We start from the raw sequence: 15652 nt of genomic DNA, 5'->3' as shown, positions 1-15652 counted from the left end.
GCTCGTCGCACATGTCCGCACGATCTTTGCCGCACGTTATTCCTTACGTTGCTGTAAACGACGCAGGGAGCGTTCTCGACGGCTCTGCTCCCGACTTCTGTCCAGCAAGATTTCCTCAATGAACGCCAGGTGACGGTGTGAAGCCTCGCGTGCTTGTTCCGGCTCACGAGCCACAATCGCCTCAAAAATTCTGGCGCGGTGACCGCTCACTTTCGCCAGCATTTCCCGGCGCGAGTAGAGCAATTCAAAATTCTGTCGAACGTTCTGTTCCAGCATAGGGCCCATTGATCGTAGCAAATGCAAAAGCACGACATTATGGGCGGCTTCTGTGACAGCGATCTGATACTTCATCACTGCGTCTGCTTCAGCGTCGAGATCGCCGCTGTCCTGCGCCTGCTGTATATGAAGATGACAGTCGCGAATACGCTGTAAATCTTCTTCTGTGCCACGCAGTGCGGCATAGTAAGCCGCGATACCTTCTAAAGCATGGCGCGTTTCCAACAGGTCAAACTGAGATTCCGGATGTTCTGCGAGAAGCTCAACGAGAGGATCGCTCATGCTCTGCCAGAGATGCTTCTGTACGAATGTTCCGCCGCCCTGACGGCGAAGTAACAATCCTTTCGCTTCTAAACGCTGGATTGCCTCGCGGAGAGACGGACGTGAAACATCGAATTGTTTGGCGAGTTCGCGCTCGGGAAGCAACTTCTCTCCCGGCTGAAGCGTCCCTTCCATGATCAGGGATTCAAGTTGCTGCTCAATTGCATCGCAGAGTTTGGGTTGACGAATCTTACTGTAAGCCATCTTCCCTTCTTAAATGTGCCTGTCTGACAAAGTAAATTGGTAATACCAATTCAAAAAAGGTGCCCGTAAAGTAACAAAGTATTCACCTTGTGTCTATACGGCATCTGTGACATTAAAGTGAAGGAATGCGGCGTGGCTGCCATAACTGTAGAGTTAAAAAGTGGAAAGCCGGGCGTTAGCGGAATGTTAATTTTTTTAACTTTTACTAAAAATTACATAACGTCGTCAGTTAAACCGATTTAGCTGGCTGTGCGGTTTTTGACCGGGCCGGAGCCTTTTTTATTTATCGCCAATCGCTATGGATTCCACCTGGTTGCTTCTTTTTCAGGCAACTCGTGACCGCTAAAGCGAAAGCAGGTGCAAAGCCCTGCGCTTATCACTATTCTGGTCCCCAGGCTACAACTGGCTTCATTACGCAAGTCAGATACCCTAAAAATATCAGTCGTTAATGTAATCAATTCTTTACAGTCAGCTTGCACTGCAGCGAAGAATAACAACATCACGAGGTGTGTATGGAACAACAGCACGGCGAATCGCTGAAGCGCGGTTTAAAAAACCGCCATATTCAGTTGATTGCCCTGGGTGGTGCAGTGGGAACCGGCCTGTTTCTGGGCAGCGCGTCGGTCATCAAATCGGCAGGGCCAGCCGTTATTTTAGGCTATGCCATTGCCGGATTTATCGCTTTTTTAATTATGCGCCAACTTGGTGAAATGGTGGTTGAAGAGCCGGTAGCCGGTAGCTTCAGTCATTTCGCCTATAAATACTGGGGTAACTTTGCTGGTTTTGCATCGGGCTGGAACTACTGGGTTCTGTATGTGCTGGTGGCGATGGCCGAGTTGAGTGCCGTCGGTAAATATATTCAGTTCTGGTGGCCTGATTTTCCTACCTGGGCCTCAGCCGCGATCTTCTTTGTGCTGATCAATGCCGTTAACCTGACCAACGTAAAAGTGTTTGGTGAGATGGAATTTTGGTTCGCCATTATCAAGGTGATTGCGGTTATTGCGATGATCCTGTTCGGCGGCTGGCTGCTGTTTAGCGGTACCGGCGGTCCACAGGCAACCGTGCGCAACCTTTGGGAGCACGGCGGCTTTCTGCCTAATGGCCTGGGCGGACTGGTGATGGTCATGGCGATTATCATGTTTTCGTTTGGTGGGCTGGAACTGGTGGGAATTACGGCGGCGGAAGCGGATAACCCGGAAACCACGATCCCTAAGGCGACCAATCAGGTGCTGTGGCGTATACTGATTTTCTATATCGGCTCGCTGGCGGTACTGCTTTCTTTGATGCCGTGGACGCGCGTAACCGAAGACACCAGCCCTTTCGTGTTTATTTTCCATGAACTGGGCGATGCGATGGTCGCGAATGCCCTGAACGTGGTCATCCTGACGGCCGCCCTGTCGGTCTATAACAGCTGCGTTTACTGTAACAGTCGTATGCTGTTTGGTCTGGCTCAGCAGGGAAATGCGCCTAAAGCACTGCTGAACGTTGACCGTCGCGGCGTACCGGTAATGAGTATTCTTGTGTCAGCCGTTGCGACTGCCCTGTGTGTGCTGCTCAACTTCCTGATGCCGGGTGAAGCGTTTGGTCTGTTGATGTCGCTGGTCGTTTCTGCGCTGGTTATCAACTGGGCGATGATTAGCCTGGCGCACCTGAAATTCCGTAAAAAGAAAAATCAGCAGGGCGTGACGACCCGCTTTAAGGCCGTTCTGTATCCACTGGGTAACTGGATTTGCCTGGTTTTCCTGGGCGGAATTCTGGTCCTGATGGCGATGACACCGGGCATGGCCATTTCCGTATGGTTAATCCCTGTCTGGCTGGTCATCCTTGCTGTTGGTTATGTAGTTAAAAATAAAACGCAAAAAGCCTGATAGCGCTGCCCACCCGCGCGCATGTTTAAGCGGGTGGGCAGTCGTTAAACCCGACGCTGTTCACACTTCTCTCTCCATGGCTGTTTTGTCCATCATCGCAACGATTTATTGCCGCTCATCCTGCTGATTAAACATTAATAATCCTTTTCTGTTTAATCCTTCTGCAGGAAACAATAATGACAGGTAAAACGCTCTCGTTCAGAGAAAAGCTGGGCTACGGCATGGGTGATGCCGGGTGCAATATGATTGGCGGTGCCGTCATGTTGTTTCTCAGCTATTTCTATACTGATGTATTTGGCTTAGCCCCGGCATTGGTCGGTGTACTGTTACTCTCTGTCCGGATTCTTGATGCCATCACCGATCCGATAATGGGCGCCATTGCCGACCGCACCAAAAGTCGCTGGGGACGCTTTCGCCCCTGGCTGCTCTGGGTATCGGTGCCCTATGTCATATTCAGTGTGCTGATGTTTACCACACCTGACTGGAGCTACCACAGCAAGGTTATTTGGGCGTTTGTCACCTATTTTTTCATGTCCCTGACCTACACTGCGATTAATATCCCCTATTGCTCGCTGGGCGGCGTCATTACCAACGATCCCGGTGAGCGCGTGTCCTGTCAGTCCTATCGCTTTGTGATGGTGGGCATTGCCACGTTGATCCTCTCGCTGTCACTGCTGCCCATGGCTGAGTGGTTTGGTGGCGAGAATAAAGCGCGCGGCTATCAAATGGCGATGGGCGTACTGGCGCTGGCGGGATTAGCGATGTTCCTGTTCTGTTTCGCCAACGTCCGTGAACGTATTCACCCTGCCGTGCCGACAAATGATGACCTGAAACACGATTTGCGTGACGTGTGGAAGAATGATCAGTGGGTGCGCATCCTGCTGCTGACGTTCTGCAACGTCTGCCCTGGGTTTATTCGTATGGCGGCAACCATGTACTACGTCACCTGGGTGATGGGCCAAACCACCCACTTTGCTACGCTGTTTATCAGCCTTGGTGTGGTGGGCATGATGCTGGGCAGTACGCTGGCAAAAGTGCTGACCGATCGTTGGTGTAAGCTGAAAGTCTTTTTCTGGACCAATATTGCCCTCGCATTGTTCTCCAGTGGTTTTTACTGGCTCGATCCGCATGCCACCGTCACGGTGGTCATCGCCTACTTCCTGCTGAATATCCTGCATCAGATTCCTTCGCCTTTGCATTGGTCCCTTATGGCCGATGTGGATGACTACGGTGAGTGGAAAACCGGCAAGCGCATTACCGGCATCAGCTTTTCCGGCAACCTGTTCTTCCTCAAGGTGGGCCTGGCGGTCGCAGGTGCCATGGTTGGTTTTCTGCTCTCGGCTTACGGCTACGATGCCGGAGCGAAACAGCAATCCGCGCATGCCATCAGTGGGATCGTGCTGCTGTTTACCGTTATTCCGGGTATCGGTTATTTGATTACCGCCGGCGTAGTACGGCTGATGAAAGTGGATCGCAGCTTAATGCAAACCATCCAACGCGATCTTGCCCTGCGCCGTACAGCGGTACAGACGGGACACGATCAACACACCAGCGAGATCCAGACGGGAGCAGTGAAATGAGCGAGAACTGGCCTAACCCTTTTATCGAACGACGTGCCGATCCTTTTATCCTGCGCCATGGAGAGCACTATTACTTCATTGCTTCCGTACCGGAATACGATCGTCTGGAAATCCGTCGTGCCAGCACGTTGATGGGCTTACGCAACGCAGAGCCGGTTGTGGTATGGCAAAAGCCTGATATCGGCCCCTTTAGCGAGTTGATTTGGGCACCGGAGCTGCACCATATTGACGGTCAGTGGGTCATCTATTTTGCCGCAGCCCCTTCACGCGACATCAAAGACGGGCTGTTTCAGCACCGCATGTACGCACTGGTCTGCGACGATGCGGATCCGCTCAGCGGCAGCTGGCAGCCTGCACGCCAGGTTTTAAGCCACATCGACAGTTTCTCGCTGGACGCCACTCACTTCGTTCATCAGGGTAAAAACTGGTATTTATGGGCGCAAAAAGATCCCAGCATTCCGGGTAATTCCAACCTCTACCTTGCGGAGTTGCGCAATCCGTGGACGCTAAAAGGTAAACCGGTGATGCTGAGCCGCCCGGAATACGAATGGGAGTGCGCGGGCTTTAGTGTTAATGAAGGGGCGGCAGCGATTGTGCATGGCGATCGGCTTTTCATTACGTATTCGGCCAGCGCAACGGATGAAAATTACTGTATGGGCCTGCTGTCTATTCAGCGTGACGCCGATCCGTTGAATGCGTTAGCCTGGCAAAAGTCAGCGCGGCCGGTATTCTCGACCAGTTGGGAAAATCGCCAGTACGGGCCAGGGCACAGTTGCTTTACACAGGATGAAAGCGGACGCGATCTGCTGGTTTACCATGCGCGCAACTATACGGAAATTGAAGGGGACCCTCTGTGGGATGGTAATCGTCACACGCGCCTGAAATATATACACTGGCGAGAAGATGGCACACCGGATTTTGGCGTGCCACCTGCCGATCACACCAGCGTGCCGTAGATGGTCAGGAGCGCAACCACCACGACTAACACCAGCGAAATACGCTTCGCCAGCGCCACCGCAACACGTGGCGTAGCGACCTTATCGCTGTGTGGATCGCGGGCCAGGGAAAACTGCGCCAGCGTGGTTAGCACATGGTACTGAGAGCGGTGCCTGTCGGTTAATGATGCAAACCAGGCAGGTAATGCTTTCTCTCCGTGGCCGAGCAGCGCATAGGCTACGCCCGCCAGCCGCACCGGAATCCAGTCAACCAGATGCAAAATGCTGTCCACGCCGGATTGCGCACGCGCCATCGGCGTACAGTGTTTTGCCAGCCAGCTTTGCCAGGCCCGTAAAAAAGCGTAACCCACCAGCAAAACCGGCCCCCACGCACCTCCCACCACAAACCAGAACATCGGTGCCAGATAAAAACGAAAGTTAATCCAGATGAGGGCGTTTTGTAACTCACGTAAAAATTCGCGTTCACTGCATTCAACTGGCACGCCGTGGATCATGGTTAATTCTGCTGCCATTGCCTGATGCGCTGCGGCTTCATCACGGCTCGCGGCCTGCAGATAGGCATGATAATGCTGACGCACCACACCGGCACCGATGCACAATAATCCCACGACAATCCAGAACACGAGTTGAGGGATACCAAACAGAATGCCTTTCAGGCTCCATACCACCAGCGCGGTCAGCACCATCACCATAAACAGCATCAACAGGGTGCGCATAACAGAAAAGTGCCGACGACCGCGGAAAAAGGGCTCAAGCCGATGATCCAGTTGCCAGTGCTCCCCCAGCTTAAACAGCCGCTCCCAACCTAAAACCAGTAACAAGGTAAATAACGTCATAGTTACTCCAGATGAATCATGATTTTCGTTGCTGTAACCGCTGCTGATAATAGGTCCAGTCAAACGCCGGGCCGGGATCGGTTTTACGCTCCGGTGCGATATCACTGTGTCCGGTAATGCGGGCAGGCGTTATCGGATAGTGCTGCATCAAGATTTGCGTGATCTGATGCAGAGCCTGGTATTGCGCTTCGGTATAGGGTTCAACATCCGTTCCTTCCAGCTCAATGCCAATGGAAAAATCGTTGCAGTTTTCCCGTCCTTCAAACTGCGATATCCCCGCGTGCCAGGCGCGCTGGTCAAAGGGCACATACTGCACAATCTCGCCATCACGCCGAATTAAGCAGTGTGCTGCGACGCGTAAATGGGCGATATCAGCAAAGTAAGGATGGGCGTCTGAAGGCAGTGTGCCCGTGAACAGTTTATCAATCCACGGGCCGCCATATTCACCCGGCGGCAGGCTAATATTATGAATAACCAGAAGAGAAGGTGCTTCGTTATGCGGCCGCGCATTATAGTGCGGTGACGGCACCTGTCGCACACCGGTCAGCCATCCTTTTTCTAATTTCATACTGGTTTCTCATCGCGGAATCGGTTTGAGAATAACATGAATTCTAAGGGATTATTGCGCCAAAATGCGCCGCGACCTACGCACCGAAACTGTTTTGTTAAGTATACTAAACAAAACACCGTTCAGGACTGGCACCGCTGTATTATTCAGGATATGGTAATCACACTGTTATCTGACTTTTGCTGGAGCTGAACGCTATGTCTGTGCGTCGCTATGATCCTGACAGTCGCCACAAGGCGCTGCTTGAACGTATTGAAAATGATATTCCTGAAACGGTTGCACGCGCATTACAGGAAGATCTTGGCGGTGAGATAGACAGCGATCGGGATATTACCGCGCAGCTGTTGCCTGCCGAAAGCCGGGCCCATGCCCAGATCATTACCCGCGAAGCCGGTGTTTTTTGTGGTAAACGCTGGGTGGAAGAGGTCTTTAACCAGTTGGGTGCCTATGACGCACTGACCTGGCATGTTGAAGATGGACAACCCCTTATCGCGGATCAGCGGTTGTTTGACATTGAGGGCCCCGCTCGCCTGCTGCTCACTGCCGAGCGTACTGCCCTAAATTTTGTGCAAACGCTGTCGGGCGTGGCCACTGAAGTCAGCCGCTATGTCGCGCTGCTGGAAGGCACACAGACACAGCTTCTGGATACGCGTAAAACCGTACCGGGGCTGCGTACGGCCTTAAAGTATGCCGTACTGTGCGGCGGGGGCAGCAATCACCGCCTTGGGCTGTCTGATGCTTTTTTAATTAAAGAGAACCATATTATTGCCAGTGGATCGATTCGCCAGGCGGTGGAAAAAGCCTTTTGGCTCTATCCGGATGTCCCGGTGGAAGTGGAAGTCGAGTCGTTAAAGGAGCTACAGGAAGCCCTTGAGGCGGCAGCCGATATCATCATGCTGGACAACTTTACGCTGGATGAGATGCGCGAAGCGGTGACGGTAACGGCAGGTCGCGCGCTGCTCGAGGTCTCCGGCAATGTCACTGATACGACACTCCGCCAAATCGCCCAGACCGGTGTGGACTATATTTCCGTCGGTGCACTGACCAAACATGTGCGTGCCCTCGATCTTTCCATGCGCTTTCAAGCGAGCTAATGGTTTTCGCCGTGCCGCTGGCACGGCCTGTTTTGTGCAGTTTCTTCCACTGTTTAAGCTGTATTGCTGTAATCCGCTTTCTTTCCTGCCTGCGCTTTTCCACTCTCCTGATCTGCTGCTGTTATCGCCGCCACAGGCTTTTTACACTGCGGCCTTCTTACACAGGAGGCAATGGAATGATCTATCAACGTGGTTTCACGCTGGTTGAATTAATGATTGTGGTTGGCATCGTGGCAATTCTCAGCGCTATTGGGCTGCCTGCTTATCAAAACTATCTGCAGCGCGCCGCGCTAACCGACATGTTGCAAACGATGGTGCCCTTTAAGACAGCCGTTGAACTGTGTGCCATTGAGCGCGGCGGTCCTGATCAGTGCCAGGCCGGGCAACGCGGTATTCCGCAGGGAACCACATCGCGTTATGTGTCGGCCATCACCGTGGTCAACGGCATGATTACCCTGACCGGGCAGGAAAGCCTTAACGGATTAAGCGTTGAGATGCTCCCCGTATGGGACAGCACCCAGGGCACCATCGTGTGGCAGCGCACCTGTACCAGCAATAACACGACTCTGCGTGATAACTGTCAGGAACAATTCCGCTTTGCCGATCGGGGAGGCGCATATGCAAAAACCTGATGATGCGATTAGGCTGATCTGCCAGCGCTACCGAGCGATTGTCCTCGATCACAATACGACCCACTTACGCCTTGCCGTTGCCGAAAGCATTCCGGCGGGCCTGCTTGAAGCCTTACAGTTTGCCAGCCCGTGTAAAACCGAAGTGGAATGCTGGCCACAGGCCCGACTGGAACAGTTTGAATCGACGAATAAACCGCTAATGGCAAAAGAAAAAGCGCCAGGGGAATCGACGATTGATGCCGCCAGTCAGCTTTTGCGCCAGGCTACACTGCGTCGTGCGTCGGATATTCATATCGAACCTTACCAGAACGGCTTGCGTATTCGCCTGCGCATTGACGGGGTCCTGCATCCCCTGCCCCCGCAGTTTGATACGCAACCGGCTGCACTGCTGGCGCGGCTGAAAATTCTGGCCGGTCTGGATATTGCCGAACGGCGCCTGCCTCAGGATGGGCAATTTAGTTGTGATATTGAAGGCAGGTCGGCCTCTTTTCGGCTCTCAACCTTGCCCATTCAGGGCGGCGAAAAAGCCGTGGTACGCCTGCTGCAGAGTGAAGGCGCAGCATTGTCACTGGATAAGCTGGGACTGCCTGTCGCGCAGCTACGCCTGCTGACCTCATCACTGATGCAGCCGCAAGGGTTGATTCTGGTAACAGGCCCAACCGGTAGCGGCAAAACCTTTACGCTTTATAGCGGGCTGAGCGCCATCAACCAGCCGGATAAGAACCTTTGCAGCGTGGAAGATCCTGTTGAGATCCCGCTTCCGGGTATCAACCAGACCCAGATTAATCCAAAGTATGGCCTTGATTTCAACCGCGTGTTACGCGCTCTGCTTCGCCAGGATCCTGACGTCATCATGGTGGGTGAAATACGTGATGGTGAGACGGCGGAAATTGCCGTTAAGGCAGCGCAAACCGGTCATCTGGTTCTCTCGACCCTGCACACCAACTCGACGGCGGAAACGTTGACTCGCTTACGTCAAATGGGCATTCCGGGCTATCTGCTGGGTTCGGCACTCCGCCTGATCGTTGCACAACGGCTGGTAAGACGCTTATGTCCTCGCTGCCGCGAACCGGCGCAGGCGGTGGCCCACTTTCCTGCGTCACTCTGGCCTGGTACCTTACAAACCTGGCAAGCACCGGGTTGCGATCACTGCTTTTCGGGTTATTTTGGTCGGCTGGCCTTATTTGAATTACTGCCCGTAACGGCAAAGTTACAAAACGCTATCGCCGCCGAAATGCCGGTCGAAGGCTTACTGGACCTGGCCAAACAGCAGGGCATGCGCACCCTGATGACATCCGGTCTGGAAGCCGTCAGCCGCGGTGAAACCTCGCTGGAAGAGATGCAGCGCGTGATCGGACTGGATAATGACTAGCCTCTGTTTGTATCGCTGGCATGCGGTAGACAGCAGCGGAAGGTTGCAAACAGGCCACCACCTTGCACCTGACTGCGACAGGCTGTTTTCTGATCTGGCGCAACGTCATTTACTGCCCGTGAGCTGGAAACGGGAAAAAGTGATACGCCGAAGTGACTGGAAGTGGCAGCATAAAATCGATTTGATTCGCCAGCTCGCCACGCTGCTTAAGGCGGGCCTTCCTCTGTCACAGAGCCTGAGCCTCCTTGCTGAAGGGCATCCTCAGGCAGCCTGGCGTGCCCTGATGCTGGCTTTGCAACATCACGTGTTAGCAGGCGAGCCCTTTTCCCACGCCTTGCGTCAGTGGCCGCAAATATTTCCGCCACTTTATCCCGCCCTGATGGAGGTCGGTGAGCTGACCGGCCAGTTGGACATCTGCTGCGAACAACTCGCACAGCAGCAAACGCGCCAGCAACATTTACGGGACAAGGTGATTAAAGCGCTGCGTTATCCGCTGTTTATCCTGGCCGTCGCGCTGGCTGTCACCTGCGGCATGCTGCTGTTTGTCTTGCCGGAGTTTGTTTCGGTGTATGCCTCCTTTGACGCCCCCTTGCCTGCTTTCACCGCTGCTGTTATTACGCTCTCTGAGATATTGCAGGCATGGGGATTACCGTTGACCGGGTTGATTATTCTGCTGGCCGTGGGAGGGCAACAGTGGCGTCGGCACGCTGAAAACTGGCAGCGTCGCGAGCAGCGAGCTTTGCTGCGCATTCCCGTGATCGCCGGGCTATGGCGGGGAAGTCAACTGACACAAATCTACAGTGTTTTGCAGTTGACGCAGCAGGCAGGACTGACGCTGCTGCAAGGGCTTGAGGCGGCGAAGGTCACGCTCTCCTCGCTGCTGTGGCGGGAAGCTATCGAGGCACTTCAGCATCATATTGCTCAGGGCAATCCTCTGCACCAGGCGCTAAACAATCATCCCTTATTTAGCCCACTCTGCAGTCAGTTGATTCGCGTAGGTGAAGAAGCAGGCGCACTGGATGTGATGCTGGTACGTCTGGCTGAATGGCATGAAGGACAGACGCTGACGCGTGCTGATAATCTTGCAGCCTCGCTGGAACCCATCATGATGGTAGTAATTGGCGGCATTGTGGGCACATTGGTGATTGCCATGTACTTACCCGTGTTTGGATTAGGAGAAGCGATGCAGTAAAGGCGCAGCCTCACCCTTACTGCATGCATAACAGGTTGCCTTAACGGGTAAAGGTTCGGTTTTCCTGCTCGGCTACCCGGATAAAAGTCGTGCGTTTGGTTAACTCTTTCAGACGCTCAGCGCCAACATACGTACAGGCAGAACGGAGACCGCCGAGAATGTCACGAAGGGTTTCCTCCACCGGCCCGCGTAACGGCAGCTTCACCGTTTTTCCCTCTGCCGCGCGGTATTCTGCGACGCTACCGGCATGACGTTTCATTGCCGACTCTGAGCTCATGCCGTAAAACAGCATGAAACGCTCGCCATTTTCTTCGACGATCCGGCCCTCACACTCATCATGCGCGGCCAGCATGCCACCCAGCATGACGAAGTCTGCTCCGCCGCCAAAGGCTTTCGCGATATCGCCCGGTACGCTACAACCCCCGTCGCTGACAATTTGCCCGCTCAGGCCATGGGCCGCATCGGCGCACTCAATGACCGCAGAGAGCTGTGGATAGCCTACGCCGGTTTTGACGCGCGTGGTGCACACCGAGCCGGGCCCAATGCCGACCTTAACGATGTCTGCACCAGACAGGATTAACTCTTCCACCATCTCGCCGGTCACGACGTTCCCTGCACAGATCGTTTTACCAGGGAAGGTTTCCCGGGCGCGCTTCAGGAAATCGACAAAGTGTTCAGAATAGCCATTGGCGACGTCGATGCAGATGAACTGCAACTCGTCGGAGATCGCCATAATCGCGATCAGTTTATTGAGATCGGCATCCGAGGTCCCGGTAGAAACCATCACATACTTCAGCACTGCACTCGGTACGCGTTGCACGAATGTCCGCCATTCCTCTACGCTGTAATGCTTGTGCACAGCCGTCAGAATATTAAAACCGGCCAGCGCCTCCGCCATCAGAAAGGTGCCAACGGTATCCATATTGGCGGCGATAACCGGCACACCGCTCCAGCTAAGACCGGAATGCTTAAAGGTAAAGCTGCGATCCAGCTCAACCTGAGAACGGCTTTTCAGCGTTGAGCGCTTGGGGCGAATCAATACATCTTTAAATCCCAGTTTCAAATCTTCTTCAATGCGCATACATCCTGTCCTGGTAAGAGGTTATAAACTGTCGTGCATGAAGCCATCACGGTTCCCGCGATCTCATGATACGCGCCATTCCAGCCGCAACAAGACTGCGAATTTCACTTTATTTACGCTACAATCCATTAAATTCAACTGCGTATTTTTGTTGTGACCCAGCGCGCATATTTATCCTGTGATGACGCGTGACCGGCGTGATACTGAGCGACTAAGAGAGTTTGTGTGAGAGATTCCCCCTACACTGTGGCGCTGACTGGCGGAATTGGCAGCGGCAAAAGTACCATTGCCGAGTATTTTGCTGCGTCAGGTGTCGATATCATTGATGCGGATGTCATTGCTCGTGAAGTCGTCGAGCCAGGCACGCCCGCTCTTCAGGCTATTATCGCTCGCTATGGCGACGCTATTGTGAACGAACAGGGCGCACTACATCGCTCACGTTTAAGAGAGATCATTTTTGCCACGCCCGATGAAAAACGCTGGTTAGACGCGCTGCTTCACCCTCTGATCAATGCACGCACCCAGCAGCTTAAAGCGCAGGCCGTTTCGCCCTATGTTTTGTGGGTGGTGCCTTTGCTGGTTGAAAATCAGCTGCAGCGGCAGGCCGATCGCGTGCTGGTCGTCGATACCGATGAAGAGACGCAGCTTAAACGCACGCTGCAGCGCGACAATGTCTCTCTCGATCAGGCTAAACGTATTCTTGCGGCACAGGCCACGCGCCAACAGCGTCTCGCCTGTGCGGACGATATTATTGATAACAGTGGCGCACCTGAAAATGCGCTGCCCCAGGTTGCCCAACTCCATCAGCTTTATCTGAAGCTTGCGGCAGCGAAACAGGATTAACCCATGAGTACAGTCGTTCTGTTTGAACATCCACTGAATGAAAAAATGCGTACCTGGCTGCGCGTGGAATTTTTGATCGACCAGTTGCATGACATTATGCCGTTGGAAAACACCGCGACGGCACTGACTTTTTTCCGCCTGATTGGAGAACTGCTGGATATCTTCGAGCGTGGCGATATGCGCACCGAATTGCTGAAAGAGCTTGAACGCCAGCAAGCGAAACTGCGTGCATGGGCCGATGTGCCCGGCGTAGATATGTCCGTGGTGGATGCATTACGTGACAAGCTGAAAGCGCAGTCTGTTCTGCTTAACAGCGCGCCTCGTATGGGACAGCCATTGCGAGAAGATCGTCTTATCGCCCTGGTTCGCCAACGACTCAGCATTCCCGGCGGATGCTGTAGCTTTGATTTACCCGGCCTGCATATCTGGCTGCATTTGCCCCAGGCGACGCGCGACGCGCAGGTGACACGCTGGATGGAAACCCTTATCCCGTTGCACAGTACCCTGGCGATGCTGCTTGATTTGATTCGCCAGTCGGGAACCTACCGTTTACAAACCAGTTTGAATGGGTTTTATCAGGATAATGCTGAAGGCGCGGATTTATTGCGACTGCAGCTGGAAATGGAGGATGCACTGTATCCTCAGGTTTCGGGCCATAAAAGCCGTTTTGCGATACGTTTTATGCCATTGGACAGCGAGCATGGCGAAGTGCCAGCGCGCCTTAACTTCCAACTGGCCTGTTGTTAGAGGTGAAAATGCAGGAAGAGATAATGACGGTGGAATGCCCGCAGTGCGGTAAAACAGTGATCTGGGATGAACTCAGCCCATGGCGGCCATTTTGTAGTAAACGCTGTCAGTTAATCGATCTGGGCGAGTGGGCTGCAGAAGAAAAGCGCATTCCCAGCAGCGATGATTTGAATGACAGTGATAACTGGAGCGAAGAAGACCGTTGAGTAAAACCGTGGGGCGTGATTGCCCCACCGTATTACAGTTCGTCCGCCACCAGACGAGCTATCAGCTCATGATTCGCTGCCGGAAACTCTTCGGCGACCAGCGCATGTTGTTCGACCCAACGTTGCGGTTGTCCCTCTTTGCCCCAGGGCTCACCTTTCCAGCCTTCCACCAGGAAAAAATGCAGCGTTACGCGCAGATCGTCGTAGGTATGATCTTTCGTGCCAATAGCGCGCGCCTGCGTCACTTCAATACCGGTTTCTTCTAACAGTTCGCGCACTAATCCTTGCTCGGCGCTCTCACCTGCTTCAATTTTTCCGCCGGGGAATTCCCACTTATTGGCCATATACGAGGACGCCGCACGCTGGGCAAGAAAAATCTGTTTACTGGCATTGCGAATGATGCCGACCGCAACCTGCAGGTGCTTCATGAAAATATCCCGGAGAGTGAGTGAAAGAGGGCTGATTCTAAAACATGTTAAGCAGGTTGTTAACCGCTCAGGCATCCGAATAGCAAACTGAAAGGCAAAAAAAAGGAGCCATTGGCTCCTTTTTAGTTCCACATGTCCCGTCCTGAATAGCGTTGACACATTTTCCACTGGTTTTGAGGAGAATGTGATGAAACAGTATGTTAAACGCACTCAGCGGGATTACTCTCTGTCTTTTAAGCTGGCAGTCGTGGAGCAGGTTGAAAAAGGCGAGATGACTTACCGCCAGGCTCAGGAACGCTACGGCATCCAGGGATGTTCCACCGTGCTCATGTGGTTACGTAAATACGGTCATCTGGACTGGCAGTCATCCCGGCAGCGCACCACCCGTGGAGGAAACATGACAAAATCTCTCCCCCTCACACCTGAACAGCGAATCAAAGAGCTTGAGCAGCAACTGGCTGAATCCGAAGTTAAAGCGCAGTTTTTTGAAGCTGTCGTGAAGGTGATGAACACCGAATTCGGTGCCACACTCACAAAGAAGCAGTTAGCGTCCTTATCGCGAAAGCACAGACACAATCCCTGAAACTGACTGTCGTCAGGGTCTGCCGGTATTTAAAGATAAGCCGTCAGGCCTGGTATCAGGGATGCCGGCGTGAAATGCGCAGGGCTGAAAAGGCACACCGCATTACTGAAGAAGTCAGACTTATCAGGTTACAGCAGCCCCGCCTGGGTACCCGGAAACTGCAGCATATTCTTAACGAGCGGGAAGATGCCGCATTGCATATCGGGCGGGACAGTCTGTTCGCTGTGCTGCGGGAAGCCCGGTTACTGGTTCATCCGGCAAGGGCTTATCATAAAACAACGAACAGCCGTCATCATTTTTACAGACATCCGAATCTGCTGAAAGCGGGGCCGGAGCAGACGGTAATCTCCGGTCCGGAGCAGGTATGGGTTGCCGACATCACCTGGCTTCCGGTAAGAACAGGTATGGCCTACATCAGTCTGGTAACGGACGCTTTCTCACGAAAAATCGTGGGGTATCATGTTCATGAAAGTCTGCATACGGAACACGTTATTAAGGCGCTGCAAATGGCACTGAGGGAGCGGCAGGGAAAGGGCCGCCTGATCCACCACTCAGATCGCGGACTTCAGTACTGTTCGGCAATGTATCAGTCAGTGCATAAAAAACACGGTCTTGTCTGTTCAATGACGGACGGCTACGACTGCTATCAGAATGCGCTGGCAGAAAGGGTTAACGGCATACTGAAAAATGAATTACTGATTACGCGTCCGGCAGACGTGGTGCAGGCAGGCAGGATGGTCAGTGAGTCAGTCAGGATCTATAACAGCCAGCGTCCTCATCTGTCATTAAAATACAAAACGCCTGATGAGGTACATCAGGCGTTTTAAAAGATAAAAAAAGTGTCAACCTATGCCAGGACTAGTCA

At 53.3% G+C, this 15652-nt stretch carries 16 protein-coding genes; 11 read left to right on the top strand and 5 right to left on the bottom strand.

The annotated features are described in order from the left end of the window. Positions 1–36 precede the first annotated feature (36 nt). On the bottom strand, positions 37–801 hold the full coding sequence (gene pdhR, locus CMR03_RS16565; protein ID WP_063878426.1) for a pyruvate dehydrogenase complex transcriptional repressor PdhR: 765 nt from the start codon (positions 799–801) through the stop codon (positions 37–39). A gap of 512 nt (positions 802–1313) precedes the next feature. Between pdhR and aroP the strand changes: the two genes are divergently transcribed. From aroP to CMR03_RS16550, 3 genes are all read left to right on the top strand, one after another. Continuing rightward, entirely contained in the window at positions 1314–2669 is a 1356-nt protein-coding gene (gene aroP / locus CMR03_RS16560) for an aromatic amino acid transporter AroP (RefSeq protein WP_096012074.1), read from the top strand. A 176-nt stretch (positions 2670–2845) separates the two neighbouring features. Further along, positions 2846–4249 carry a glycoside-pentoside-hexuronide (GPH):cation symporter gene (locus tag CMR03_RS16555; RefSeq protein WP_096012073.1) on the top strand — a complete coding sequence of 468 codons (1404 nt, stop codon included), beginning with the start codon at positions 2846–2848 and terminating at the stop codon, positions 4247–4249. Further along, positions 4246–5205, top strand: coding sequence for a glycoside hydrolase family 43 protein (locus CMR03_RS16550; RefSeq protein ID WP_096012072.1), 960 nt, complete (start codon positions 4246–4248; stop codon positions 5203–5205). The genes CMR03_RS16555 and CMR03_RS16550 overlap by 4 nt, the downstream gene beginning before the upstream one ends. Here CMR03_RS16550 and ampE read toward each other — a convergent pair. Next, positions 5187–6041 carry a beta-lactamase regulator AmpE gene (ampE, locus tag CMR03_RS16545; protein ID WP_096012071.1) on the bottom strand — a complete coding sequence of 285 codons (855 nt, stop codon included), beginning with the start codon at positions 6039–6041 and terminating at the stop codon, positions 5187–5189. The two genes, CMR03_RS16550 and ampE, sit on opposite strands and share 19 nt — an antisense overlap. Before the next feature lie 16 nt (positions 6042–6057). Next, positions 6058–6609 (bottom strand): 1,6-anhydro-N-acetylmuramyl-L-alanine amidase AmpD, encoded by a 552-nt coding sequence (gene ampD, locus CMR03_RS16540; protein ID WP_096012070.1) that lies wholly within the window; start codon positions 6607–6609, stop codon positions 6058–6060. 197 nt (positions 6610–6806) lie between these two features. On the opposite strand from ampD, the gene nadC reads away from it, so the two are divergent. From nadC to hofC, 4 genes are all read left to right on the top strand, one after another. Beyond that, complete coding sequence (nadC, locus tag CMR03_RS16535; RefSeq protein WP_096012069.1) at positions 6807–7703, top strand: carboxylating nicotinate-nucleotide diphosphorylase; 897 nt, start codon at positions 6807–6809, stop codon at positions 7701–7703. 176 nt (positions 7704–7879) lie between these two features. Further along, positions 7880–8335 carry a prepilin peptidase-dependent pilin gene (gene ppdD, locus CMR03_RS16530; protein WP_063878419.1) on the top strand — a complete coding sequence of 152 codons (456 nt, stop codon included), beginning with the start codon at positions 7880–7882 and terminating at the stop codon, positions 8333–8335. Further along, positions 8322–9707, top strand: a complete 1386-nt coding sequence (gene gspE, locus CMR03_RS16525; RefSeq protein ID WP_096012068.1) for a type II secretion system protein GspE — start codon at positions 8322–8324, stop codon at positions 9705–9707. Before ppdD ends, gspE begins: the two co-directional genes overlap by 14 nt. Then, on the top strand, positions 9700–10899 hold the full coding sequence (gene hofC, locus CMR03_RS16520) for a protein transport protein HofC (protein ID WP_096012067.1): 1200 nt from the start codon (positions 9700–9702) through the stop codon (positions 10897–10899). The genes gspE and hofC overlap by 8 nt, the downstream gene beginning before the upstream one ends. Positions 10900–10939: 40 nt before the next feature. On the opposite strand, the gene CMR03_RS16515 is transcribed toward hofC, so the two are convergent. Next, on the bottom strand, positions 10940–11980 hold the full coding sequence (locus CMR03_RS16515; RefSeq protein ID WP_063878416.1) for a GMP reductase: 1041 nt from the start codon (positions 11978–11980) through the stop codon (positions 10940–10942). Between the two features lie 225 nt (positions 11981–12205). Here CMR03_RS16515 and coaE point away from each other — a divergent pair, with 225 nt between their 5' ends. From coaE to yacG, 3 genes are read left to right on the top strand one after another with little or no spacing between them, the layout of a single operon-like run. After that, positions 12206–12823, top strand: a complete 618-nt coding sequence (gene coaE, locus CMR03_RS16510) for a dephospho-CoA kinase (RefSeq protein WP_096012066.1) — start codon at positions 12206–12208, stop codon at positions 12821–12823. Between the two features lie 3 nt (positions 12824–12826). Beyond that, positions 12827–13570: a cell division protein ZapD gene (zapD, locus tag CMR03_RS16505; RefSeq protein WP_063878414.1), complete on the top strand. Its 744-nt coding sequence runs from the start codon at positions 12827–12829 to the stop codon at positions 13568–13570. Between the two features lie 8 nt (positions 13571–13578). Continuing rightward, positions 13579–13776: a DNA gyrase inhibitor YacG gene (yacG, locus tag CMR03_RS16500; protein WP_063878413.1), complete on the top strand. Its 198-nt coding sequence runs from the start codon at positions 13579–13581 to the stop codon at positions 13774–13776. Positions 13777–13808: 32 nt separating this feature from the next. Here yacG and mutT read toward each other — a convergent pair whose 3' ends face one another. Beyond that, the gene (mutT, locus tag CMR03_RS16495) at positions 13809–14204 is read right to left on the bottom strand and encodes an 8-oxo-dGTP diphosphatase MutT (RefSeq protein ID WP_063878412.1); all 396 of its coding nucleotides are present in this window, start codon (positions 14202–14204) and stop codon (positions 13809–13811) included. A gap of 187 nt (positions 14205–14391) precedes the next feature. Between mutT and CMR03_RS16490 the strand changes: the two genes are divergently transcribed. Continuing rightward, positions 14392–15614, top strand: a protein-coding gene (locus CMR03_RS16490; protein WP_425270632.1) for an IS3 family transposase whose coding sequence is annotated in 2 segments (ribosomal slippage) — positions 14392–14736 and positions 14739–15614 — 1221 coding nt in all. Because the reading frame shifts where the segments join, the coding sequence is not laid out codon by codon here. Positions 15615–15652 lie beyond the last annotated feature (38 nt).

The sequence above is a fragment of the Pantoea allii genome, assembly GCF_002307475.1.
Classification (GTDB): Bacteria; Pseudomonadota; Gammaproteobacteria; order Enterobacterales; family Enterobacteriaceae; genus Pantoea; species Pantoea allii.
Note: the sequence above shows the minus strand (reverse complement) of the source record. Positions and strands in the feature narration are given on the sequence as shown.